Consider the following 22,644-nt stretch of genomic DNA (forward strand, 5'->3'; position numbering starts at 1 on the left):
GTTGTTTTTTGCTGTTTAATCTGCACAGATGAAGATAACTGAATACCTTCAGTATCATGATAAGGGGACTGGGGGAATTTGTCAAGTAGTTTCTACCTGAAACCACAATATTCGCACAGTTGGAAAATGGTTGCGGGAGTAGGATTTGAACCTACGGCCTTCAGGTTATGAGCCTGACGAGCTACCGAGCTGCTCCATCCCGCGTCGTTGTTTATTTAGCTATTATACTTGCAATTATAGGATATACAAGGATAAAATCCGCTATGGGTCGTATATTAGTATATTTATTAACTTTTTTTGACATAATAGTTAGCTATATACGTCATAACCTACATAATGAAAAATATAACTTGATACTGTGGTTTCCTGTGTGCCAGTGTGTAGGGATTTTAACCTATTTTTCCCTAAGTTTTGAACCAAGCTGCATTTTCACTATATCTATTTTTCTTTTGCTTCCACCTACACTAACTCTGATTGCGATACTGCACAAAAGGTATACAATACTATGCATTGCTTTAATTGCAGTGCTCATAGGATTTACAGCTAGTAAATTAAGAACAGCTTTAGTTGATACTCAAATTCTTGATAAAGAGAGATACGTAAAAGATATAATTGCCACAGTGAAGGACATTAATGACAGGGGCTCATACAAACAATTTCTGCTTTCTGTCTCTACTATCTCAAAATCCTCTCCTGTCATCCCAGCACCCCCTTTTGTCATCCCAGCACCCCCTTTTGTCATCCCAGTACTTGATACTGGGATCCAGAAAAAAAAGATATGGATTCCAGCGTTACGCGCTGGAATGACACCGGATAGAGCTCTAGATAACATCAGAATATCAGTTAGAACCAAAGTGGAAAAAGGCATTAAAATAGGCGATCAAGTAAAATTATCAGCAAAACTCTTCCCTCTAAAGATTGCGCCCTCGGAGCATGCATATGATTTTGCAAGAATAGCATATTATCAGAAAATAAGTGCAACAGGTTTTGCAACAAGCAAAATAGCTTTGCACAAAAAGGCTGAAGCAAGGAAATTTCAAGAATATATAGAATCTTTCCGTCAATACATTTATGAAAACCTGCAGCAAAATATTAAAAAACCACATGCAGACATAATTTCTGCATTACTAATCGGCAAAAAGGACGGAATAGACCAAAAAACTATGGATGCGATAAGAGATTCAGGTATAGCACATTTGTTTGCCATATCTGGTTTGCATTTATCATTTGTTGCTGGCCTGTTTTTTATAGTGTTTCGTAATTTATTCGCAATATCTGAAACTTTGACTCTTAAGTATAACACCAAGAAAATATCTGCATTCCTTACTATCTTGCCAACCACGTTTTATTTGTTGATTACCGGTATGCAAATTTCTGCTCAGCGTGCCTACATCATGGTGATTTTAGTACTCGTTGCAATAATGATAGAGAGAAAATATCGAGGGTTAATAGCAATTGCGTTTGCTGCTGCAGTGATACTCTCAGTAGAACCAGAAGCAATTTTAAAGCCAGGCTTTCAGATGTCATTTTCTGCGGTTTTGGCACTGGTTGCCAGTTATCAAATTAATGCTAATAAATTGTTCAAAATAAAAATAATGAAATATTTTGTGTCGATAATGATCAGCTCAGTAATAGCAAGTTTAGCAACTGTTCCGTACACGATATACAATTTTAATTATTTTTCAATTAGTGGTATTATCACAAATTTAGTTGCTATATCAATAGTTACATTAATTATTATTCCACTTGGAATAATTTATGTCTTATTGATTCCTTTAGGTATTGAATGGATTATAGCGCCATTTATAGAGCGCCCAATTGACAGTATCTTGTATATAACAAATGCAATCGCTAGTCTTCAGTATTTGGTTATTCCCATTCGTACTTTTCCTGCCTCATCAATTATTATCATAACACTTGGTTTATTGTGGCTGTGCTTGTGGGAAAGAAATTGGCGTTTCTTCGGAATTTTCTTTATTGTACTAGGTATTTGCTTTAGCAACGCATATCAAACCCCCGACATCCTAATAAATGCTGATAATGTTGCTGCAAAGGAGAGTGATAACTTACTATATTCTCTCACCAGAAAAAATAGGAACTTTGTTGTCAAAACATGGGCGAAACAAAATGGGCAGAACCAAATTTTGAATCATACAAAATATAGCAATCCAGAAAAAAGACTAAAGTGCAACGATTATGGCTGTATATATAATAAAGGAAATAATAAATCAGTACTGCTTGCTTATAAAAAAGAAGATATTTCAGAAAATTGTGATAAAGTTGATTTAATAATTCAATTAAGTGAATTCGACTATTCAGTTTGTAATACTAGAACTATTAAATACACCAATCTAAAAACATATGGCACACATTCAATTTGGTTAACAAATCGTTACGTAAAGATTAATACAGTGCGCTCTAACCGGCCTTGGCACATGTTGAAAAATTAAGAAACTTGATTTTAAGGTTTGGTTAATGTATACCTAAATAAATTAAAACTAGAAAAATGTTATGGTTATAGACACTAAAGATCCTTTCAAAGACTATTTTGATTTTTTAGGATTTAGAAAACTTGCTGACCAGCCCAGTAGAATTTTGAGCTCTATAAGAAAGTATTCTGGTACTATATCGATAGCAAGTACCATTGCTACTCTTATAGCATTTACTGCCTTTTCTATTCAGCCTGTTACAGTAAGTATTGCTGGGTTTACGTTCACGCCAGCACCTCTTGCCTTTATTCCTCTTGCAGTTCTCTTATTTACTGCTGTTATAAACTTTATAAATACACAAAAAATAAAAGAGAATGAGATAGATAAAAAAGTAGGAAACTATCAAGTTGATGAACAGTACAGCCAGATTGTTCAAGAAGCCGAAAAAATTGAAATTGTAACAAATTTAGATCGTAAGAGGAAAAAGCTTTCAATAGTTTTACCAATTTCTAAGATGCAGAGAGAAATACTAGAAGATATAAAAGCAGAAAATAGAAATAGGATTTTCTTGTTTACTGGATCATATGTATTTGGTGCTATTATAGTAGTTTCAGCAATATCACAATCCATTAATGTTTCAATAACATTAATATCTTTATTAGTTGTTATTCTTGTATGCATCATATCAACACTTAGCAATCTAATAAGTAATAGCGTAGATTATGAAAATCATACTATTAGAAACCACAGTACTTTAGGTCTTCTACTTCCATACTGGTCTGGAAAGGGCATGGTTGTATCAGTAATAGAAAATAAGCTTGGTAAAAAGGAAAATGAACTAATATCTCTAATGAAAGAACTGTTTGGTCCGTTTTGCGACTCATTTCGCAGTAACCTTAAAAAAGCTTGCGATTTACTTGATAATAGTCTTTTAAAGCCTGCAAATATTAACATTAAAGAAACGCTTGGCAGTATAGGGAAGAATTTCAAAGCTTTACTTGATAAATTAGAAAAAGATATAAAGAAAAATGTGGATGAGGTGAAAACAACTGCTAGTAAAGAAATAACTGACTGCCTGAAAGATATTAGTAAAAGTGTGGATGTTCTGTGTAAAAAAGTTAGCGGAGACGTAAAAGGTAAACTGAGTGAAGTGGATGTAAAGGAGGTAATGGACACAATAAATGTTATTAAGAGTGCAGTAGAGACTATTGACGATAGAGTAGCTAGACTTAAACCTGGAGCCCGTATGGGATTATCCGGAGCAACTTTTGCAGATGAAAGACTGCCTAACGCACCTAATAACCCCAACCCTCAACAAAATGGGCAAGGAAGCAGTAGTCAATCTAATACTGATCGATCTGCAAATAAAGATATGCAAACTAGTACTAATGAATCTGCAGATCAAGAGATACAGACACAGTTATTAGAAGAACACAACCGACCAAGTGAGCCTGATAATGAAGATAATACTGATCAATTAGTAGATGAAGAGAAGAAGCTACAAGAAAAAATGGCAGTCTTAGAAAAACAAGACAGAGTAAGGCAGCTGAAAAAAGATTTATTTGAACGAGAAAGAACAGATGAATGGAAAGAAAAAATCAACGGCAAACCAAGTGACTTTCTATATTATTTATTAGAATCTATTAAGCTAGAAGAAAAAGATAATAAAGAAAAAAAGGTTGAGGCAACATTACGGAATTTTGATAACAAGATAATAATTCACTGGAAAGATGGCTCTCAAACAATTTGCCATATTAAAAAACAAGGTGATCTCCAAATTGAGTCTAGTGCAACAATGTTTACAGACCCAAATGTTCAAGCAGCATGGAAAATGGCGCGGGGTAAATCACTATAGATCACTCAGTAATAACCTTAAGTGTTAATAATGATAAGGAGAAATTAAGGCTAGATATCTACGTAGCTGAAAAGTGCAACATATCACGCAGTAAAGCGCAAAGATTGATACAAAATGAGCAGGTGAAATTACTTGGCATACCGATAATTAATAATGATCACATAGTAAAACCAGGTGAAGAGTATATAGTACATCTCGTTCAACCTGACATATCCACATCAATTGAGCCTAATTATGACATAAAACTTGATATCGTCTATGAAGATGAGGACATTATAGTTCTGAGTAAACAAAGTGGATTAACAGTGCACCCTGGTGCTGGGACAAACAATGATACGCTCTTGAACGCAGTTATCGCTCACCTTGATGTAAGACCAGGAATTGTTCATAGACTCGATAAAGATACTAGTGGGCTGATGGTAATTGCAAAAAATGAGGAAGCCCATAGTTTTTTGTCTGAATTGTTATCAAATCGTAAAATAAAGCGAGAATATTTAGCAGTAGTTTGGGGAGCATTATCTTCCCAGCAGGGAACTATAAAAACTAACATTGCTCCCAAACGCGGTAATAAAGAAATGATGTGTGTAACAAAAATCACAGGCAAATTAGCAATCACTTACTACTTAGTGCAAAAAGTTATAGGACAAGCAAGCCTGGTTAAATGCACTTTAGAGACAGGCAGAACACACCAAATTCGAGTCCACATGAGCCACATAGGACATTCCATAGTTGGTGATCAAGTTTACGGAAAAAATAGTAGTAAAAGCACAAAATATGCTAAAAACTCTAGTTTTATTCGTAATTTCAATAGGCAAGCACTACATGCTTACAAATTAGGATTACACCACCCAAAAAGTAAGGAATACATGGAATTTGTCTCTGATTTACCGCAAGATATAAAAACTTTAATTGGTGAGTTTGAAAATATACCTAAGAAAGGTTTACCTGATTTTTGAAGTATAAACCGACAATTTGAAAAACCGTCATTCCGCTATTAGTTAGCGGATGAGATACCGCGGGTGTTGCTTGGGTCAGCATAAATTGGCTATAACATTTTTATCATTTGTTCACCCTATTGGTTTTGAAATTAAGATTTATTGCAACTACAATTAGTACTCTTATCATCACATTTTGGTGTTAAGTCGGGATAGAACGTGAGTATAGCATCATTCTTTCTTACAAACACTGATTGATAATTGTCATCTTCCATTTCATATAGGCACATTCCATCTTTTCCTAATTCCTTGAACGCCTTAGTTGCAGAAATTAAAATATCATCGGCATGAAGGTTATATGCGTATCCATTTGGGCATTTAACTTTCACTTCCCCATCCTTACCCAAATATTTCATTCCAAATGTATAAATTGGTGGCTTAATATCTGATTTATTGCATAGGGACTTATCATTCCAAATTGCACCTGCCCATTTATCTTCTTGAGCTTCAACATATCTGCCTACAAAATGCATACCACCTAATTTATCGTTTGGCTCACCACAAAAAATATGTCCAAACCCTATAGTTTCTTTTTCACTTTCACTATTTGTAAACCAAATGTTAGCCAGTTCATCTTTAAATAACTCCAAATCCGCATCTGGCGTAATCACTTGATGATCAAGCTTATCATATATTCCTTTCACTACTTCTTGATGCTGCGGACAACTAAGTAAAATTTTGAAATCTTCTTTATCTGGATGTGCTCCCCAATCTCCACAAACTTTCAACACTCCTCTATCGAAGTCAGTTAATTCTGGAAACGGTGGTATATAACCTGGTTGTGAACTGAAAAATGGTTCAAAATTGACCTTAACATTTTCTTCTACATAACTGGTGTGAAAATAATGATCCCTAATATAAAAAATAAATCCTATTATTGGTATTATTAAACACAAAATTAGTTTAACTGTCTTCGACATAATCACGTTCACAAAAAAGCTAGCTTATAAGAAACAATTTAAAAAAGTTTTAATCTAATGTTGAGTGCATTTTTGCAGAGCAGCAACTCCCGGCATTTCATCACCACCCAGCCAACTTAAAAACGCTCCTCCACCAGTGGAAACATATGTAAAATCCTTATCGGTAAGGCCTGCAGCGCTTATTGCAGATAGACTATCACCTCCCCCTATTATGCTGGTTAACTTTCCTTTGTGCGTTAAGTCACTTACGACTTTCATTACCCCTATTGTACCACTTGCAAAAGCTGAATGTTCAAAAACACCAATAGGTCCATTCCACAGCAGAGTCTTACTGCTTGCTATTATACTGCTTATTGTACTCAAAGTTTGTGGTCCGATATCCAAAATTATATCACCGTCCAAAATGGACTCAGTTCTTCTTGAAATACTAGTGCTGTAATCAGAGTTTACTGCAACCAGAACGTCTTCTGGCACAACTATTTTGCAATTGTTTTTATTTGCTGTTTCAACAATATTATGTAGAAGGTCGTCAACACCATTTTGAAAGAAAGATTTTCCTATATTTACTTTGCTAAATAACAAAAAATTATTAGCAATTGCACCTCCGAGAACTAGGTAATCAACCTTTTCTGTTAGCTTTATAAGCATTTTTATCTTAGTTGACATTTTGGCTCCCCCAACTATCGCAGTAATAGGTTTAGCTTTAAACGATACAGCTTTTTCAAGATACTTTAGCTCATCTTGTAAGCAAAATCCCGCGTAGGAAGGTAAAAACTCTGTAATGCGTGAAATAGAAGCGTGAGCTCTGTGAGAGCAAGAAAATGCATCATTTACATATATATCCGCTAGAGATGCTAGTTGTTTGGCAAAATTTGAGTCACTCTGCTCTTCCTCTTTATAAAATCTTAGATTCTCTAGTAATATTATATCTCTTGCATCCATAGCACTCACTGCTTTTTGCACTTTTTCACCAACGCAATCATCAATGAATTTCACTTTTTTATTTAGTAACTGCGATAAAGTGTCAATTACATTTTTTAGCGACAGATTATTGTCTCTGGTCTTTGGGCGTCCGAAATGCGATATAATAATAATCTTTGCACTTGCATTCACTAAATACTCAATAGTAGGCAATGCTCTCAAAATACGAGTGACGTCACGAATTTCTCCATCTTTTATAGGAACATTGAAGTCAACTCTGAGTAAGACGGTTTTATTGTGAAGATCACAATTTTCTATACTAGGTATATTCATTGTAAAACTAAAGCTATAAAGCCACTATACAGCAGTTTGACCTAAAGTAAAGTTTTAAGTTTACGAACGTTTAAGGAAATTTGCATCCAGATGGTGTCATGAAAGTAGCTGACACTGGTTCACTCTATAATGGTGTCATCCAAGTAGCCGACACTGGGATCCAGGTTGCTTACAAGCAAATTAGCATAGAAAGTGGTTACAACGTTTTCGATGAGATTGCAGGAACCAGTGTCAGCTACTTGGATGACACCATTCTTTTTTCTGGATCTCAGTGTCAGCTACTTTCATCTGCCACCTGCAAATTGCAATGTTCGTACAGTTATGTGTCACGCTACTTGGATGACACCGTTGAAAGAAATGAACCGCCTTTTCAAAATTGTTTTGAATAGAGGAATAACATTCACAAGTAAAATTTCATATTACCATTTTTTAATTTATGTATTATAATAAGCTTAATCTATAAGAAAAACAAAGTTGGAAAAGTTGGAAGAACTAAGCAAAAACTGGGTGATAAGAACGGGAAGATTTTTATCTTCATTGTTTTTTTTACTGTTGATTGCGCTATCAATACGTAGTTTTTTATTCGAGCCATTTCATATACCTTCTGGTTCAATGAAAAGCACCCTACTTGAAGGGGATTACATTTTTACTAGTAAATATTCATACGGTTACAGTAAACACTCATTTCCATTTTCTCCAAACATTTTTAGCGGCAGGATTTTTTATACCCCTCCAAAGCGTGGCGACATAGTAGTTTTCAAACCCACAAGAAATGACAGCATCAGGTTTGTTAAGCGAGTAATAGGAACACCAGGTGACAAAGTGCAAATGATAGAGGGAGAATTATACCTAAATGATCAGAAAGTAGAGCGAAGGCAAATTGAAAGTTTTTTTGATTATGAGTCAAATCGTAACATACCAAGATATATAGAAACGCTTTTAAGTGGCAAGGAGCATGAGATTTTGGTAGATAACATTTCTAATAAGCTATCATATAACACTACGGTTTATTATGTACCTAACGATCAATTTTTTGTTATGGGAGACAATAGAAATAATTCTTTGGATAGCAGGTTTCCTGAAGTTGGTTTTGTACCAATGGAAAATATCATTGGGCGTGTAAGCATAGTTGGTTTATCGTTTAAATTGGGGAAGGTCGATTGGTTACCATTTAATTTCAGGTTACCTGTTGCTCTGAGATTAAATAGAGTATTGCACAAGGTTGTGTAAGCTTTTTCTACCTATCTGTTAATTCACACAACTCTAAAGAAGAATTTTCTAACTCGGCGATAGCGTTGTTAATTTCATTCAAGTCATTGCCTTGTAAAGCGTTTTTTGCGTTTTGTAATAGGTTTTTCAACTTTTGATCAGTGGAAACATTTTCAACTAGATGTATGAGCTTGTTACCGTTAATTTTAGCCTCTGCAAGGGAACGAGCCTTCATATCTTCATCAAAGCTGTTTATTGACTGGTTAACCATATTTTGAACATCAGCTTCACTCAAGCCAAAATTTGAATTTACTTCAACTGTCTGCTCAATTCCAGTAGCTTTTTCTCTTGCAGTAACAGTCAAGATTCCGTCAACGTTAACTGTAAATTCTATTTCAATTCTTGCAGAACCTGCAGGTAGTGGTGGTATACCTTTTAGTTCAAACTGTGCTAGAGATTTGTTATCCTCGATCATTTCACGTTCTCCCTGACAAACGTGAATTTTCATTGCTGGTTGCCCATCAACATAAGTTGTAAACTCTTTTATCTCTGAAACTGGTAGTGGTGTATTTCTTGGTATGATTTTTTCAACTATGCCTCCCATAGTTTCTATGCCAAGTGATAAAGGTAGAACATCAAGGAGAACAGAATGAGCCTGCAAAGCTGCTCCAATGACCACTGCTTTATCTGGATCTGCGTCACTTAGTACTTTATTTCCAAAGAGCTTGACTAGTGAATTTTGAACCAATGGTGTTCTAGTTGCACCACCAACTAAAATTACTCCTTTTATATCATCAATTTTAAGATCTATATCGCTTATAGTACGAGTGACTATATTGATAGTCTTATTAACTAAAGGACTTATTGCCTGTTCGAACTCTTCTCTGGTAATTTCACATTCAAATAATTCGCCACTAACAACTCGGTTAGATGTCATTTCAGCGCGTGACGCTGAAATCCACATATTTTTTTCTTCCTGGATCCCAGTGTCACGCACTGGGATGACAGGGTAAGGTCTAATGTTGAATTCAAAAGTACCTACAGTGTTTTTGCTCAGATATTCTTTCACAGAACGTGCTTCAATAAATGATGGCCCTGTCATTCCAGTGCTTGACACTGGAATCCACATATTTTTTTCTTCCTGGATCCCAGTGTCAGCTACTTGGATGACATCAAGGTAGGCTGATTCTTTACTTAAATATTGGTAGCCTACCTTTTCTCTATACTTATTAAGCACTATTGAACTTAATAAATGATCAAAATCATCACCGCCGAGTTTGGTGTCACCACCAACCGCAAGGACTTGAAACACTCCTTGATGTAATTTCAATATTGAAATATCAAATGTTCCTCCACCAAGGTCGTAAACTGCATATATTCCGCTGCTGTTGTTCTTTTCAATGGAGTAAGAAAGTGCAGCAGCAGTTGGTTCATTAACGAGACGAAGAACTTCTATGCCAGCTAATTTTGCTGCATATTTAGTTGCGTTACGTGCTGAATCGTCAAAGTAAGCTGGCACAGTGATCACTGCTTTTTTTACTTCCATTCCTGTAGACTTTTTCACCCTCTCGCATAAAGCTTTTAATATCTCAGCAGAAATCTCAACAGGAGTAAGATACTTTTCCTCTGAGCATTTTACTCTAATAACTTTTTCACTTTCGTTATCTATTTCAAAATTGAGGCCTTCTTTATTTAATTCTTCAACACTTTCACCCATTAAACGCTTTATTGAGTAGATTGCATTTTGACCGACGTCACAGCCAGTTTTCAATGTATTATTTTCATACGAAATAACAGAAGGCAGTAGCTCTCTTCCCTGCTCATCTTTAAATATCTCCACGTTGCCAGCTTTATTTACCATAGCAATTAAAGAGTTAGTAGTGCCAAGATCTATACCAAAAACTACTTCACTTGAATTTGGTTCAGAAATTTGAATTGGTTGCATTCTTTTTCACCTCCTCAAATGACTTATATAAATATTTCAATCTTAAGACTTGTGTAGCAGCTCCATCAAAATTCTTTACAGCAAAAGTGTTAATTAGGTTTTTAACGCAATCTTTTATTTTTTCATCAACCATCCTACTTGCAAATTGTAGATCATCGCAGTCCAGCAAATATTCTCTTATTTCCATTGATTCATTTAATATTTCAGAATTTGGATGATCCTTTGGGCTTTCCACACCAAAAAGATTCAACAAATGCTCGGCACGTTTTAGAGGTGACTTTAGCACCTGATAAGCTTTGTTAATATTAATTATATTTTTAGATTGTCCTTCGTTTATATCAGTCCTGCTTAGCTCAATATATTTTTTCTCTAACTCATCAAAGCTGATATTGAAAGTTGGTTCAATTTCAAACAATGTAAAATAGCTGCTAGACATGAAAACTCTCTCCACAACCACATTTTCCTTTCTCATTAGGATTTTTGAAAACAAAACCCGATGAAAATTTTTCTTCTACATAATCCATTTCAGAGCCAAGAATAAACATGACAGATTTTGGATCGATCAACACTTTAACTTTTTGGTCATCACTGCAGTTTTCCTCAATTATCGACTCTAAAGGACGAGTATCATACGCATATTCAATATCATATTTTAAACCAGAACATCCTTTTTGTTTAATTAGCACTCTTATTCCTATTGCTTCTTCCGGTTTCTCAAGGTTAATATGCTTCTTTTGGTCCAATAAATACCTTATCCTTTCTACTGCTTTCGCAGTTATAGTAATAAGTTTTTTATCTTTCTTTATAGCGTTTACTCCTTGATATTCACTCATGCTTTAGTTCTCAATGTCCACCTTTACTTTGTTTGCTTTGATAATCATGAATAGCAGCCTTTATAGCATCTTCAGCAAGCACCGAGCAGTGTATCTTCACTGGAGGTAAAGACAACTCTTCCACTATTTGAGTATTCTTTATCTGTGTAACGTCACTGATGGTTCTTCCCTTTATCATCTCTGTTAACAAGGAACTTGAAGCAATGGCAGAACCACAACCAAAAGTTTTAAATTTTGCATCTTCAATAACACCTTTGTCATTGACCTTTATCTGCAATTTCATTACATCACCGCACGATGGTGCACCAACTAAACCAGTACCAACATTTGGATCATTTTTATCCAGAGAACCAACATTCCTTGGATTTTCGTAATGATCTAAAATTTTTTCATTATAACTCATAAAATTACCTATAAACCACTGTCCTATATTATAACATATTTAGGTTAAAAACTAAAGTGAAATACACTAGCAAACGGTATATTTTACTCACAGAATAACACAAAAGTGAGTGTATTTAACTTTACAAATACACGTAGTGCATGTCATTCTTTATATTGTCATTAAGTTTATAATTTAAAAAGGAGTATTCCCTTGAGTTTGTTTAGTAACCTTTATAAAGGCTTGTTAAAAACTTCTTCTCGCTTTAGCGACGGGGTGAAAAGTATTTTTTCTGGCAAAAAAAAATTAGATCAGTCGCTTTTAGATGAGCTGGAAGAATTGCTAATTAGCATGGATATTGGTCATAAAACTTCTAAATTAATTATTGACAGGCTCGCAAGCATCAAATTTGACAAGGAAGTTGAGCATAATATCATCACACAGCAGTTAATGAACGAAATAGAAGCTATATTAAACCCTGTCGTGCAACCGTTAATTTTAAACAGAAAACCACATATAATAATGGTATGTGGAGTAAATGGTAATGGTAAAACCACAACTATAGGTAAGCTCGCATATAAATATAAGGAGATGGGAAAATCCGTTATGCTTGTTGCATGTGATACATTTAGAGCTGCTGCTAGTGAACAATTAAACATTTGGGCAGAACGTTCTGATTGCTTGATTGTTACTGGAGAGCATGGTAGCGATTCTGCGAGTGTGGCATATAGAGCTGTAAGTCAAGCTATAAAAGATAATGTTGATGTTGTTCTAATTGACACAGCAGGAAGGCTGCAAAATAATGTGAACCTTATGGAGGAGTTATCAAAAATATATAGAACGATAAAGAAATTGGATGACACTGCCCCTCATGATGTTATTTTAGTTCTTGACGCAACTACCGGCCAAAATGCTTATAGCCAATTAGAGGCATTTAGTAAGATGGTTAGTGTTACAGGGTTAATCATAACAAAGCTAGATGGCACTGCTAAGGGCGGAGTAGTAATTGGACTTGCAGAAGCTTATAAGGTAAAGTTACATGCTATAGGAATTGGTGAAAGTATAGAGGACTTAAAGGAGTTTACTAGTAAAGAGTTTGCTGAAGCATTATTTAATTGTAATTAAAAATTTCTCTTAATTCCCTTACGTGACCAAGCTTGATTATCTCAATATCATGAGAAGAGTAATTACCATTTTTAGGCATAATTGCTTTTTTGAATCCTAACTTTTGTGCTTCTTTTAGTCTAAGATCAGCATGCGAGACATTCCTAATTTCTCCAGAAAGTGCAACTTCACCGCAGATTATTGAAGAAGTTGGCAGCGGTAAATTTACTACACTTGAAATAAGGGAAGCAGCAACAGCAAGATCAGCCGATGGTTCCTGTATTTTGAGTCCCCCTGCAATGTTTAGGTATACCTCTTTATCATGCAAAAACATTTTACAGCGAGCATTTAGCACCGCGATGATCATAGCCAATCGATTAATATCCCACCCAACTACTGCCCTTCTTGGGGTTGCCATATTAGTTCCTGCTATTAACGCTTGAACTTCCATTAAAATTGGTCTTGAGCCTTCAATTCCTGCAAATACGGCGCTGCCAACTACTTCTCTGTCATGGGCCATCAGAAACAATGATGATGGATTATCAACAGGCACAAGTCCTGCTTCAGACATCTCAAAAACACCAATTTCATTTGCAGGGCCAAATCTATTTTTAATAGTGCGTAAAATGCGATATTGATTACTATTTTCACCTTCAAAATATAATACCGTATCTACCATATGCTCCAAAGTTTTAGGTCCAGCTATTTGCCCATCCTTAGTTATATGACCAACTATTAAAAGAGAAACACCATATTGTTTCGCAAGAATGGTTAATTCATGGGCACAAGTACGAACCTGAGTTACAGTTCCTGGTGCCGATGTAATTCTGCTATCATACATTGTTTGTATAGAGTCAATTACTAAAAATTTAATACTTTTATTTTCCTTTATTGTTGCTACTACATCAGTTAAAGACACTGTAGATAAAAGCTTAATTTTAGGTTCATTTATCTTAAGACGCTTTGCTCTGAGGCTCACCTGCTCTAAAGATTCCTCGCCAGATACATAAAGACATTCAAAAGAGGAAAGTTGCACAACATTAGCTGCAATTCTAAGCAAAAGGGTAGATTTTCCAATACCAGGTTCGCCTCCAATTAGAATGCTAGCACCTTGAACGATACCCCCACCAAAAACTCTATCTAATTCTTCTACTCCTGTTAGAAAACGACTTGGAGTGATAATTTCGCTACCCGATAACGCCTTTATTAAAATTGGCGCAGATATACTTCTTTTGCCCGTTTTTACTGCTATTTCTTCAACAACTGTATCCCAATTGTCACATGCAATACACTTTCCTACCCACCTACCAGTGCTATGACCACAGGATTGACATACATATACAGTTTTCATCAAAGCCAAAATTATTTTGTTATAATTGTAATAAAAATTAGCTGAATAGGCGAAGTAAATCTAACCACTGAGTCTCACAAACGTTTTGGTGCGAAGATAATTGTCATAAGTTGTGCCATTTAAATTCATGCACAATAATTGCACGAACGCTTCCCTCTAGGATCCAAGTAGCCCATTCTCCTGTCATTCCAGTAGCATCCTTTTTTTGTCATCCGAGTACCCCTTTTTTGTCATCCCAGTGCCCTGACTACTTGGATCCAGGAAAAAGAATGGTGTCATCCCAGTGCCCCGACACTGGGATCCAGAAAAGTTTGCTTGTAAGCAAGCAAACTAGCATAGAAAGTGGTTACAACATTTTCGATGAGATTATATGGAAAACTGGATCCCAGTGTCTGGGCACTGGGATGACAGCAGTCCTACGTCATACCGCGATTCATTCCTACGTCATACCGCGATTCATTCGCGGTATCTCTTAACATAGATCCCGCTAACAAGCAGCGGGATGACGGTTGTCAGGGTGTCATCCGAGTAGCCTCTTTCTTGTTATCCGAGTAGCCCCTTCTCCTGTCATCCCAGTGCTCTTTTTTTGTCATCCGAGTAGCCCCTTTTTTGTCATCCGAGTAGCCCCTTTTTTGTCATCCCAGTGCCCCGACACTGGGATCCAGGAATTTTATTAAGTTGGTAAGCATAAAAATAGATGTTTTACGTTAAAATACAACGTTTTCGATGAGGTTATATGGAAAACTGGATCCCAGTGTCTGGGCACTGGGATGACAGCAGTCCTACGTCATACCGCGATTCATTCGCGGTATCTCTTAACATAGATCCCGCTAACAAGCAGCGGGATGACACCTCTCTTGGGCTCTTTTAGCTACAAACGTTAAGAAATTTACCAAACGAAAAAAAAGGCAAAAGAAGCCCTAGTCATTGTCTATTTTCAGTATTGGCGTTTTTTAAGTCTTAAACACCGCAATTTAGCTGCTTTTAAATGCAACTCACCTTAGTTTAAATATTTAAGAAATTTACTAAGCAGAAAAAAAGGCAAAAGAAACCCCGTGTTAGCTAGTTGTCACTCTCTAATCCTGCAAATTGGCGTACTATACTGTCTTAAACGACTTATAAGCGCGTTTCAGCTTATATAGGTAAAAACCCAGAAACGTTGTGAAGACATAAGGTGCACATAGTGCAAAAAATTAAAAATAAGACGCCAACTACGTTGTTTTCTTGCTGTTTAATCTGCACAGATGAAGATAACTGAATACCTTCACTATCATGATAAGGGGGCTGGCGGAGTTTGTCAAGTAGGTTTTTTCTTTTCTAACGGTTGTTGCCAAAAACTATACAAAAAGTCTAATGAGTTAACTTCCATATATCCTGAGTAGTTCTTGTGCATTAGCTTTGATTAGGATAGGGCATTTTCTGTCATTTAATAGGGAACGCAATATTTCAGTTGCACCTTTAATGTCGTTATTATGTATCTTTACTACAGCGATAGCTTCTTGGCTTGAATAAGGATACACTGCACTTGATTCTAAATTATCAATTTTATCTTTATTTATTTTTTCACCGTTGGAGTGAAGTAAGCTCATTACCTCTAAGTATTGTGCTAACTCACGCAAAACATTAGGAGCATCTTTATCATCTGCCAAATCATTATAAATAGATGCTGTGTTTGTTGGCATTGAATCTGAGATATGATTGAATGCGTGTTCAAAATTTGCTAAATACCCCCAATTTGAATCTATTTCTTCTAGCAGCGGCTTATTATCTTTTTTAAAGAATAATACTTCGTAAAACTTGTCACCCGCAGTTATAGATTGTTTTGTGTTATCAATGTTGCGCAATAAGTATAATGTGATGCCAACTAACATTGGTGCGAGTGCAAGCAGAAAGATGTATTTTTTCACGGTAATATTCCAAATAGTTATATATTTATACATTAATGCTTTTGATTTGCAAAAACATATTGACATAGTGATTATATCACATAATAATATTCTCAAAGTTGTTTGAATAGTTGGAGATTAAAATATTTCTAAAGTAGAAATAAAGACAGCAGTATTAAGCTAAATTATTTTTTGTCGGATTTATCCGATGTACCCTCAACCTTTTATAGGTTGAAGTCTAAATTTGAGAGTTTGATCCTGGCTCAGAATGAATGCTGGCGGCAGGCCTAACACATGCAAGTCGAACGGAGTTATATTGTAGCTTGCTATGGTATAACTTAGTGGCAGACGGGTGAGTAATATATAGGAATCTACCTAGTAGTACGGAATAATTGTTGGAAACGGCAACTAATACCGTATACGCCCTACGGGGGAAAAATTTATTGCTATTAGATGAGCCTATATTAGATTAGCTAGTTGGTGGGGTAATAGCCTACCAAGGCAATGATCTATAGCTGATCTGAGAGGATGATCAGCCACACTGGAACTGAGATACGGTCCAGACTCCTACGGGAGGCAGCAGTGGGGAATATTGGACAATGGGCGAAAGCCTGATCCAGCCATGCCGCATGAGTGAAGAAGGCCTTTGGGTTGTAAAGCTCTTTTAGTGAGGAAGATAATGACGGTACTCACAGAAGAAGTCCTGGCTAACTCCGTGCCAGCAGCCGCGGTAATACGGAGAGGGCTAGCGTTATTCGGAATTATTGGGCGTAAAGGGCGCGTAGGCTGGTTAGTAAGTTAAAAGTGAAATCCCGAGGCTTAACCTTGGAACTGCTTTTAAAACTGCTAACCTAGAGATTGAAAGAGGATAGAGGAATTCCTAGTGTAGAGGTGAAATTCGTAAATATTAGGAGGAACACCAGTGGCGAAGGCGTCTATCTGGTTCAAATCTGACGCTGAGGCGCGAAGGCGTGGGGAGCAAACAGGATTAGATACCCTGGTAGTCCACGCTGTAAACGATGAATGTTAAATATGGGAAGTTTACTTTCTGTATTACAGCTAACGCGTTAAACATTCCGCCTGGGGACTACGGTCGCAAGATTAAAACTCAAAGGAATTGACGGGGACCCGCACAAGCGGTGGAGCATGTGGTTTAATTCGATGCAACGCGAAAAACCTTACCACTCCTTGACATGGAAATTATACCTATTCGAAGGGATAGGGTCGGTTCGGCCGGATTTCACACAGGTGTTGCATGGCTGTCGTCAGCTCGTGTCGTGAGATGTTGGGTTAAGTCCCGCAACGAGCGCAACCCTCATCCTTAGTTACCATCAGGTAATGCTGGGGACTTTAAGGAAACTGCCAGTGATAAACTGGAGGAAGGTGGGGATGATGTCAAGTCATCATGGCCCTTATGGAGTGGGCTACACACGTGCTACAATGGTGGCTACAATGGGCTGCAAAGTCGCGAGGCTAAGCTAATCCCTTAAAAGCCATCTCAGTTCGGATTGTACTCTGCAACTCGAGTACATGAAGTTGGAATCGCTAGTAATCGTGGATCAGCATGCCACGGTGAATACGTTCTCGGGTCTTGTACACACTGCCCGTCACGCCATGGGAATTGGTTTCACTCGAAGCTAACGACCTAACCGCAAGGAGGGAGTTATTTAAAGTGGGATCGGTGACTGGGGTGAAGTCGTAACAAGGTAGCAGTAGGGGAATCTGCAGCTGGATTACCTCCTTGGGCCTTGCGCATAACTTACCATTTTTAATGATGGTGTTGTTATGTGCTATACTGCTGTCTTTACTTCTACTTTATTTTAATTTCCCAATAACGGAATTTTATGAGTGATAGGCCTCTTTCTCCACATTTACAAATATATAAAGTACAAGTTACTAGTTTTTTCTCTATTATGCACAGATTGACTGGTATCTTGCTATTCCTTTTATTAATGATACTTTCTTGGTATTTCATATTACATGTTTACTTTCCTGAGTTACTTATAGTAAGGTACTTAAATGCATTATTATTCACTCCTGTTGCTAAATTAGCTTATGTCTTATGTTTTATAAGTTTTGTATATCATTTTCTTAATGGTATTCGTCATTTATTGTGGGATGTTGGGCTTAATTTAGAAATTACTGGCGTTTCAAGGAGTGCTATACTGCTGACAGTAACGCTACTTCTTTCTACTATTGCTTTTTTATTTATGTTTATATGAGTCAATCTGGAAATTCAGTACATCATTGGTGGGTCCAGCGTGTTTCTGCGGTAATTTTACTGCTCCTGTTTCCTTGGTTTATCTATTCATTTTCTTGCGCATTTTATACTGATAGCTCTTTGTCTTTTAGTGAAAAATTTATTAATCACCCTCTAGAGCTTTTATTTTTTGTTGTATTGTTGTTTTGCATTTTTTGGCACGCAGTTCTTGGAATGCAGGTAGTGTGTGAAGATTATATACACAGCGTATCTCTAAGGATTTTCACAATTACATGCATAAAGTACTTATCAAGCATTACTTATATAACCCTCGCTTTTACAATCTTTGTCTTCTACAGGCATATTTTCTTGTAAAATTGCCAATTCTGTGTTAATATATTATTAGTGTACTAGTTTTATCATTGAACTATAGCGATTTTGGTTTAGCAATATGTTAGAGACATTGAAAAAGTGGGGAATAGACCTTACGCTAAAGGTGAAGGATCTATTTAGTTCATCTGAGTCTCAAGTTTATGTCAAAGACCTTAGAAAGGTAATGATATATGAGGATGGACGAAAGTGTCAATATCCAAAAAATTATGATCAGATTGTAGATTCTGGGAGAGTTGTAAAAAATAAAGACGGAAATCCAGAGTACCAGCTTATATATAATGAATACAAATTTGATCTAGCCTTGGTTAAGGAAATTGATAAAAAATCTTACTTTACTATTGACTTTTTAGTTAGTAAAGGTAGGCGTGAGGTTAATGATTATAGTAAATTTTATAAGCCATTTAAGTTTTCAAAAATAGATCTTGAAAAACACTTGCCGGTCTTTGAGGTTGATACTAAGTTACTTAGATTAACTAATTCTTCTTTTCTTGCTAAAAAAGGTTGCTTCATCAATGATGACACGGGAGAAGTTGATGAGAAAGATAGAGATGAAAAAGGAAGAAATGGAAAATTACTATACGCTAGTGATTACAAGAAGCTAAGCACCCATTTTTCAGAAATTAGAGATCAGGATGGTAATCTAGAGCTAGATAAAAGTCTTATATCTGTTCCTATCGTTTTTGCTACAAGCTTGGCTAAAGTTTGTACTAAATTGTTGACCTCTCTTCCTATAAAGTTAGGGGAGTATTTAATAAGCGAACAAAACCCAATTGCAAAGTCTTTTGGCTATCTTTTGTTCACCCCTGCAATGGCAGTAAAAAATTTAGTGAATATGGGAGCTACCATACTTAAGGCTCCAATTTTATTATTTGTAGCAGATAAGAAGAAGTATGGTGATGCTTACTTCACTATGTGGAAACACCAATTGAAAGGATGTTGGGAAGAAGCAAGAAGTGACTTTAATGTTATTAAAGGTGGAGAAAGGCTAAAGCCAGGGCAAAAGGATCATAAGCCACTTAGTATAGTGGGCACATGGGATGAGCTTAACGCTAGAAGGCCAGGTATTGAAAAAGACTTAGAGAAGCCGTCAAATAAAAGTAGTGAAAGTATAGATAAATCTAGAGAACCAGATATTGGAAAAAGCTTAAAGAAGGAGAAGTTGCAAAACAAAAGTAATGAGAAAATAGCTGCGTCTAAAAAAGCAGATGTTGAAAAAGTGAGTGATACTCCTCATGTTAATGAAGTACTAAGCAGACGGAGTTCATTGCAAGACGAAAAATTTCAATTACCTCCTCGCTAACCGGCCACTACTTTAAATTAACATTTACTTTCTTTATTAACTATTCCACAACAAAAACTTGCATGCATTTTACTATTAGCATAAGATGTTAATTATTTAATTAATTTTCTTAACCGAGGTAGTCTAAATGACTCCATCAATGATTTGACCGTTCCTTCCAAAACCATGCTTGCATACGGGCACTTAGGCACCATTGAAAATGTCGGTCATAACTGCAGAGGCGCTCCCTGTACAACTATACTTGAAAACTACTAAAAACTTAAATTTGTGTGTTTCTTTCTGATTTGACAGATTTCGTCTGTTCGATGCTTGCATACTTTACCTTTATGCACTAACCTCTACATGCACGCTAAGAAGGGGCATACTGGTAGAGCACTTTCATGCCTCACCACTTTTGTAGTTGCTCTACCAGTATTGTTATGCTGCAACGACTTTGATTAATATTCCTGGGCGATGGCACATTGGTAAAGGATTTGACTGAGTATGTAAATCGGTCCCTCTATCAAACCTTCTTGGCTCTTGTTTTGCATATAACGGTTGTCCTAGTGTATTTACCGTCTCATTAAAGTCTGCTGGCGCAAAGTAAGTAGTAAATGTGCTTGCTGTACCAAGTGGAAAACAATGTCCGGTATTTCCTTCAATAAATCTTCTTACGTTTCCTTCAGGATCAGTTGCTTGCCCTCTATATTCCTCAAATGTTATTCCACAGAATGTAAATCCTGACCTCATGTCGTTCCGGAGTGCTGCTCCTTCTTGCCATCTCTCGTATGCTTCTTTTACTTTGGCATGAGAAGTTAAAGCATCAAAAAACTCAGGACTATGAATCCCCGTCATATATTCACCACTTAAGTTGTCCTCAACATGGCGCAATACTTCCAGACACTTACGCTTGACATCGGTGGTTGCTGTTCCCAGTGCAAAATTTACTACTTTCGGTGTAATTTCAAATTCGTTATACAGATTTAATAACTCACTGCCATCTGCGTCCAAAATTATTCCTTTGAGCGCCCCCATTCGCAAATGTTCTAACGTTATTGCGTGTTTGTTTCTCATCAACTCCAGATGATCTGTTACTACACTCGCCAGTGCCGTAAGTTCGCTTTCTGACCCAAATGCCCTTATCCCTTGTACTTCCTCAGGCAACACTACGTCATCATGAGGAATATGCGGAATGGTAAAAGTTCTTATTTTCCTTTTTCCTCGTTTTCCTACTGTTGCTGGTGCTCCCGGAACTTGCGTTGGTAATAAACTCAATACCCCGTTTTGCTCTTCTATGGTAATATGACGAACTTTTACTGATTTACTTGGAAATAATTTTAAATTTTCGACGCGACCATAATTTATCGGCAATATGTTTATTGCTTTAGTTAATTCCGTCATACTAAATGCTGGATTTGTAAATGGATTTTGCATTCTTTCCCCCTTTCCCTTTAATGCTGTGTGTTTTAAGTTGTTTCTATGTAATACCAATTCCTAAAAATAAATAGACGAATAAAGAAAAATTTCTAAAATAGAATAATTTAAGAATTAGTGGGGAGTTATGGCAGGAAAAAGTAAAGCAATAGGAGAAGAATTATATAATAAGTGTAACCTGGAATTAAAGAAGCACGGCATAAGAGGAGAGATAGGAAGAAGATTACAGGCAATAATATCTGCAAAAGAATATGGAATAACAAAAGTTGTTCAAATATACCGAATTACTAGAACTACATTGATGAAGTGGATTACAAGATTTAAGGAAGGAGGAGTCAATGCGTTTAAAATACAACCAGGACGTGGAGTAAAGCCGAAGTTGAGCTACAAGCAGCAAGAAGAAATTAAAAATGTCATAGCAGAAGAAGGAGCCAACCTAACGGCTAAGAAATTAAAAATCATAATTGAGAAAATGTTTTCTATTGAGGTAAGTAAGTCTACAGCACATAGACTGATGCAAAAGTTAGGTTTTTCGTATATTACTCCAAGGCCTGTGCACAATAAACAGGATAAAAATAAACAAGAAGAGTTTAAAAAAAAATCTTAATGAAACTATTGTCACGTATCCCGAAAAAGAGCTATTTTTCTTCGATGAGTCGCGGTTTGGCACACATTCAAAGATTGGACACGGGTGGTTTAAAAAAGGCATTAGGACACAGGTTAAGGTAAAATTAGGTAGGCAAAACTTTTATCTCTATAGTGCAGTTAATCCTAGAAATGGAGAGAGTTCTAGCTTATTCGTACCAAACGTCAATACTGATTGTATGAATATATTCCTTGAGCAGATGTCACAATATTTAGGAACAAGGGAGGCATTTCTTGTTGTGGATTGTGCAGGATGGCATAGATCCAAAGGTTTAAAAATACCACAAAATATTACCTTAATCTATTTACCTCCATATTCACCAGAGTTAAATCCAGTAGAGCGTTTATGGCAATATTTGAAAGACAATCTCATTAAAAATAGAATATATGACTCTGTTAGTTTATTGGAGGATACTGTATGTGCATTCATTCGTAATATTACGGAAAGTTCGATCAAAACCATTTGTTCTGTGAGTTATTTGCCTACTTATTTATGAGATTTGGTATAAGTTGCTGAGTCTGGTAGCTCG

Annotated in this window: 19 protein-coding genes, 1 tRNA gene and 1 rRNA gene; 10 read left to right on the forward strand and 11 right to left on the reverse strand. The window is 36.2% G+C overall.

Annotated elements, in window-relative coordinates:
* Window positions 1–127: 127 nt before the first annotated feature.
* Together AAGD99_RS04445 and AAGD99_RS04450 are read right to left on the reverse strand one after the other, a co-directional pair.
* Window positions 128–204: transfer RNA gene (locus AAGD99_RS04445), tRNA-Met, on the reverse strand.
* A 190-nt stretch (window positions 205–394) separates the two neighbouring features.
* On the reverse strand, window positions 395–532 hold the full coding sequence (locus tag AAGD99_RS04450) for a hypothetical protein (RefSeq protein WP_179945548.1): 138 nt from the start codon (window positions 530–532) through the stop codon (window positions 395–397).
* On the opposite strand from AAGD99_RS04450, the gene AAGD99_RS04455 reads away from it, so the two are divergent.
* From AAGD99_RS04455 to AAGD99_RS04465, 3 genes are all read left to right on the forward strand, one after another.
* Window positions 525–2,450 carry a ComEC/Rec2 family competence protein gene (locus AAGD99_RS04455; protein ID WP_341822705.1) on the forward strand — a complete coding sequence of 642 codons (1,926 nt, stop codon included), beginning with the start codon at window positions 525–527 and terminating at the stop codon, window positions 2,448–2,450. The genes AAGD99_RS04450 and AAGD99_RS04455 overlap by 8 nt on opposite strands.
* 61 nt (window positions 2,451–2,511) lie before the next feature.
* The gene (locus AAGD99_RS04460) at window positions 2,512–4,284 is read left to right on the forward strand and encodes a hypothetical protein (protein WP_341822706.1); all 1,773 of its coding nucleotides are present in this window, start codon (window positions 2,512–2,514) and stop codon (window positions 4,282–4,284) included.
* Window positions 4,275–5,240, forward strand: a complete 966-nt coding sequence (locus AAGD99_RS04465; protein ID WP_341823208.1) for an RluA family pseudouridine synthase — start codon at window positions 4,275–4,277, stop codon at window positions 5,238–5,240. Before AAGD99_RS04460 ends, AAGD99_RS04465 begins: the two co-directional genes overlap by 10 nt.
* 131 nt (window positions 5,241–5,371) lie before the next feature.
* Here AAGD99_RS04465 and AAGD99_RS04470 read toward each other — a convergent pair whose 3' ends face one another.
* On the reverse strand, window positions 5,372–6,199 hold the full coding sequence (locus tag AAGD99_RS04470) for an EndoU domain-containing protein (RefSeq protein ID WP_341822707.1): 828 nt from the start codon (window positions 6,197–6,199) through the stop codon (window positions 5,372–5,374).
* A 54-nt stretch (window positions 6,200–6,253) separates the two neighbouring features.
* Window positions 6,254–7,453 carry a phosphoglycerate kinase gene (locus AAGD99_RS04475; RefSeq protein ID WP_341822708.1) on the reverse strand — a complete coding sequence of 400 codons (1,200 nt, stop codon included), beginning with the start codon at window positions 7,451–7,453 and terminating at the stop codon, window positions 6,254–6,256.
* 483 nt (window positions 7,454–7,936) lie between these two features.
* On the opposite strand from AAGD99_RS04475, the gene lepB reads away from it, so the two are divergent.
* On the forward strand, window positions 7,937–8,683 hold the full coding sequence (gene lepB / locus AAGD99_RS04480; protein ID WP_253309972.1) for a signal peptidase I: 747 nt from the start codon (window positions 7,937–7,939) through the stop codon (window positions 8,681–8,683).
* Window positions 8,684–8,690: 7 nt separating this feature from the next.
* On the opposite strand, the gene AAGD99_RS04485 is transcribed toward lepB, so the two are convergent.
* Genes AAGD99_RS04485 through iscU form a run of 4 tightly spaced genes read right to left on the reverse strand, consistent with a single transcriptional unit; the run spans window position 8,691 to window position 11,843 of the window.
* Window positions 8,691–10,607 carry an Hsp70 family protein gene (locus tag AAGD99_RS04485; RefSeq protein WP_341822709.1) on the reverse strand — a complete coding sequence of 639 codons (1,917 nt, stop codon included), beginning with the start codon at window positions 10,605–10,607 and terminating at the stop codon, window positions 8,691–8,693.
* Window positions 10,585–11,043 carry an iron-sulfur cluster co-chaperone HscB C-terminal domain-containing protein gene (locus tag AAGD99_RS04490; RefSeq protein WP_253309542.1) on the reverse strand — a complete coding sequence of 153 codons (459 nt, stop codon included), beginning with the start codon at window positions 11,041–11,043 and terminating at the stop codon, window positions 10,585–10,587. Before AAGD99_RS04490 ends, AAGD99_RS04485 begins: the two co-directional genes overlap by 23 nt.
* On the reverse strand, window positions 11,036–11,440 hold the full coding sequence (locus AAGD99_RS04495) for an iron-sulfur cluster assembly accessory protein (RefSeq protein WP_341822710.1): 405 nt from the start codon (window positions 11,438–11,440) through the stop codon (window positions 11,036–11,038). The genes AAGD99_RS04490 and AAGD99_RS04495 overlap by 8 nt, the downstream gene beginning before the upstream one ends.
* Before the next feature lie 10 nt (window positions 11,441–11,450).
* On the reverse strand, window positions 11,451–11,843 hold the full coding sequence (gene iscU / locus AAGD99_RS04500) for a Fe-S cluster assembly scaffold IscU (RefSeq protein WP_114516867.1): 393 nt from the start codon (window positions 11,841–11,843) through the stop codon (window positions 11,451–11,453).
* 192 nt (window positions 11,844–12,035) lie between these two features.
* Here iscU and ftsY point away from each other — a divergent pair, with 192 nt between their 5' ends.
* A complete protein-coding gene (gene ftsY, locus AAGD99_RS04505) occupies window positions 12,036–12,947 on the forward strand; it encodes a signal recognition particle-docking protein FtsY (RefSeq protein WP_265033421.1) in 912 nt (303 codons plus the stop codon).
* Here ftsY and radA read toward each other — a convergent pair.
* On the reverse strand, window positions 12,934–14,277 hold the full coding sequence (gene radA, locus AAGD99_RS04510; protein WP_264732599.1) for a DNA repair protein RadA: 1,344 nt from the start codon (window positions 14,275–14,277) through the stop codon (window positions 12,934–12,936). The genes ftsY and radA overlap by 14 nt on opposite strands.
* A 1,358-nt stretch (window positions 14,278–15,635) precedes the next feature.
* On the reverse strand, window positions 15,636–16,250 hold the full coding sequence (locus AAGD99_RS04515) for a hypothetical protein (RefSeq protein ID WP_341823209.1): 615 nt from the start codon (window positions 16,248–16,250) through the stop codon (window positions 15,636–15,638).
* A 153-nt stretch (window positions 16,251–16,403) separates the two neighbouring features.
* On the opposite strand from AAGD99_RS04515, the gene AAGD99_RS04520 reads away from it, so the two are divergent.
* From AAGD99_RS04520 to AAGD99_RS04535, 4 genes are all read left to right on the forward strand, one after another.
* Window positions 16,404–17,907 (forward strand): 16S ribosomal RNA (locus AAGD99_RS04520).
* A gap of 100 nt (window positions 17,908–18,007) precedes the next feature.
* On the forward strand, window positions 18,008–18,385 hold the full coding sequence (gene sdhC / locus AAGD99_RS04525; protein WP_265033417.1) for a succinate dehydrogenase, cytochrome b556 subunit: 378 nt from the start codon (window positions 18,008–18,010) through the stop codon (window positions 18,383–18,385).
* On the forward strand, window positions 18,382–18,738 hold the full coding sequence (gene sdhD / locus AAGD99_RS04530) for a succinate dehydrogenase, hydrophobic membrane anchor protein (RefSeq protein ID WP_253309857.1): 357 nt from the start codon (window positions 18,382–18,384) through the stop codon (window positions 18,736–18,738). Before sdhC ends, sdhD begins: the two co-directional genes overlap by 4 nt.
* 76 nt (window positions 18,739–18,814) lie before the next feature.
* Window positions 18,815–20,056 carry a hypothetical protein gene (locus tag AAGD99_RS04535; RefSeq protein ID WP_341822711.1) on the forward strand — a complete coding sequence of 414 codons (1,242 nt, stop codon included), beginning with the start codon at window positions 18,815–18,817 and terminating at the stop codon, window positions 20,054–20,056.
* 417 nt (window positions 20,057–20,473) lie between these two features.
* On the opposite strand, the gene AAGD99_RS04540 is transcribed toward AAGD99_RS04535, so the two are convergent.
* Window positions 20,474–21,469 (reverse strand): major capsid protein, encoded by a 996-nt coding sequence (locus AAGD99_RS04540; RefSeq protein ID WP_341822712.1) that lies wholly within the window; start codon window positions 21,467–21,469, stop codon window positions 20,474–20,476.
* A gap of 127 nt (window positions 21,470–21,596) precedes the next feature.
* Between AAGD99_RS04540 and AAGD99_RS04545 the strand changes: the two genes are divergently transcribed.
* A protein-coding gene (locus tag AAGD99_RS04545; RefSeq protein WP_341822251.1) for an IS630 family transposase occupies window positions 21,597–22,611 on the forward strand; the annotation gives its coding sequence in 2 pieces (ribosomal slippage) (window positions 21,597–22,061 and window positions 22,063–22,611; 1,014 coding nt in all).
* Window positions 22,612–22,644 lie beyond the last annotated feature (33 nt).

The sequence above is a fragment of the Wolbachia endosymbiont (group A) of Clivina fossor genome (assembly GCF_964026865.1).
GTDB lineage: Bacteria > Pseudomonadota > Alphaproteobacteria > Rickettsiales > Anaplasmataceae > Wolbachia.

Excerpts from the sequence above, each read along its gene's own strand:
- sdhD (WP_253309857.1), top strand. The coding sequence starts at position 18,382 with ATGAGTCAATCTGGAAATTCAGTACATCATTGGTGGGTCCAGCGTGTT.
- AAGD99_RS04485 (WP_341822709.1), bottom strand. The coding sequence starts at position 10,607 with ATGCAACCAATTCAAATTTCTGAACCAAATTCAAGTGAAGTAGTTTTT.
- iscU (WP_114516867.1), bottom strand. The coding sequence starts at position 11,843 with ATGAGTTATAATGAAAAAATTTTAGATCATTACGAAAATCCAAGGAAT.
- AAGD99_RS04460 (WP_341822706.1), top strand. The coding sequence starts at position 2,512 with ATGGTTATAGACACTAAAGATCCTTTCAAAGACTATTTTGATTTTTTA.
- sdhC (WP_265033417.1), top strand. The coding sequence starts at position 18,008 with ATGAGTGATAGGCCTCTTTCTCCACATTTACAAATATATAAAGTACAA.
- AAGD99_RS04450 (WP_179945548.1), bottom strand. The coding sequence starts at position 532 with ATGAGCACTGCAATTAAAGCAATGCATAGTATTGTATACCTTTTGTGC.
- radA (WP_264732599.1), bottom strand. The coding sequence starts at position 14,277 with ATGAAAACTGTATATGTATGTCAATCCTGTGGTCATAGCACTGGTAGG.
- AAGD99_RS04540 (WP_341822712.1), bottom strand. The coding sequence starts at position 21,469 with ATGCAAAATCCATTTACAAATCCAGCATTTAGTATGACGGAATTAACT.
- AAGD99_RS04535 (WP_341822711.1), top strand. The coding sequence starts at position 18,815 with ATGTTAGAGACATTGAAAAAGTGGGGAATAGACCTTACGCTAAAGGTG.
- AAGD99_RS04515 (WP_341823209.1), bottom strand. The coding sequence starts at position 16,250 with ATGTCAATATGTTTTTGCAAATCAAAAGCATTAATGTATAAATATATA.
- AAGD99_RS04470 (WP_341822707.1), bottom strand. The coding sequence starts at position 6,199 with ATGTCGAAGACAGTTAAACTAATTTTGTGTTTAATAATACCAATAATA.
- AAGD99_RS04490 (WP_253309542.1), bottom strand. The coding sequence starts at position 11,043 with ATGTCTAGCAGCTATTTTACATTGTTTGAAATTGAACCAACTTTCAAT.
- AAGD99_RS04495 (WP_341822710.1), bottom strand. The coding sequence starts at position 11,440 with ATGAGTGAATATCAAGGAGTAAACGCTATAAAGAAAGATAAAAAACTT.
- AAGD99_RS04475 (WP_341822708.1), bottom strand. The coding sequence starts at position 7,453 with ATGAATATACCTAGTATAGAAAATTGTGATCTTCACAATAAAACCGTC.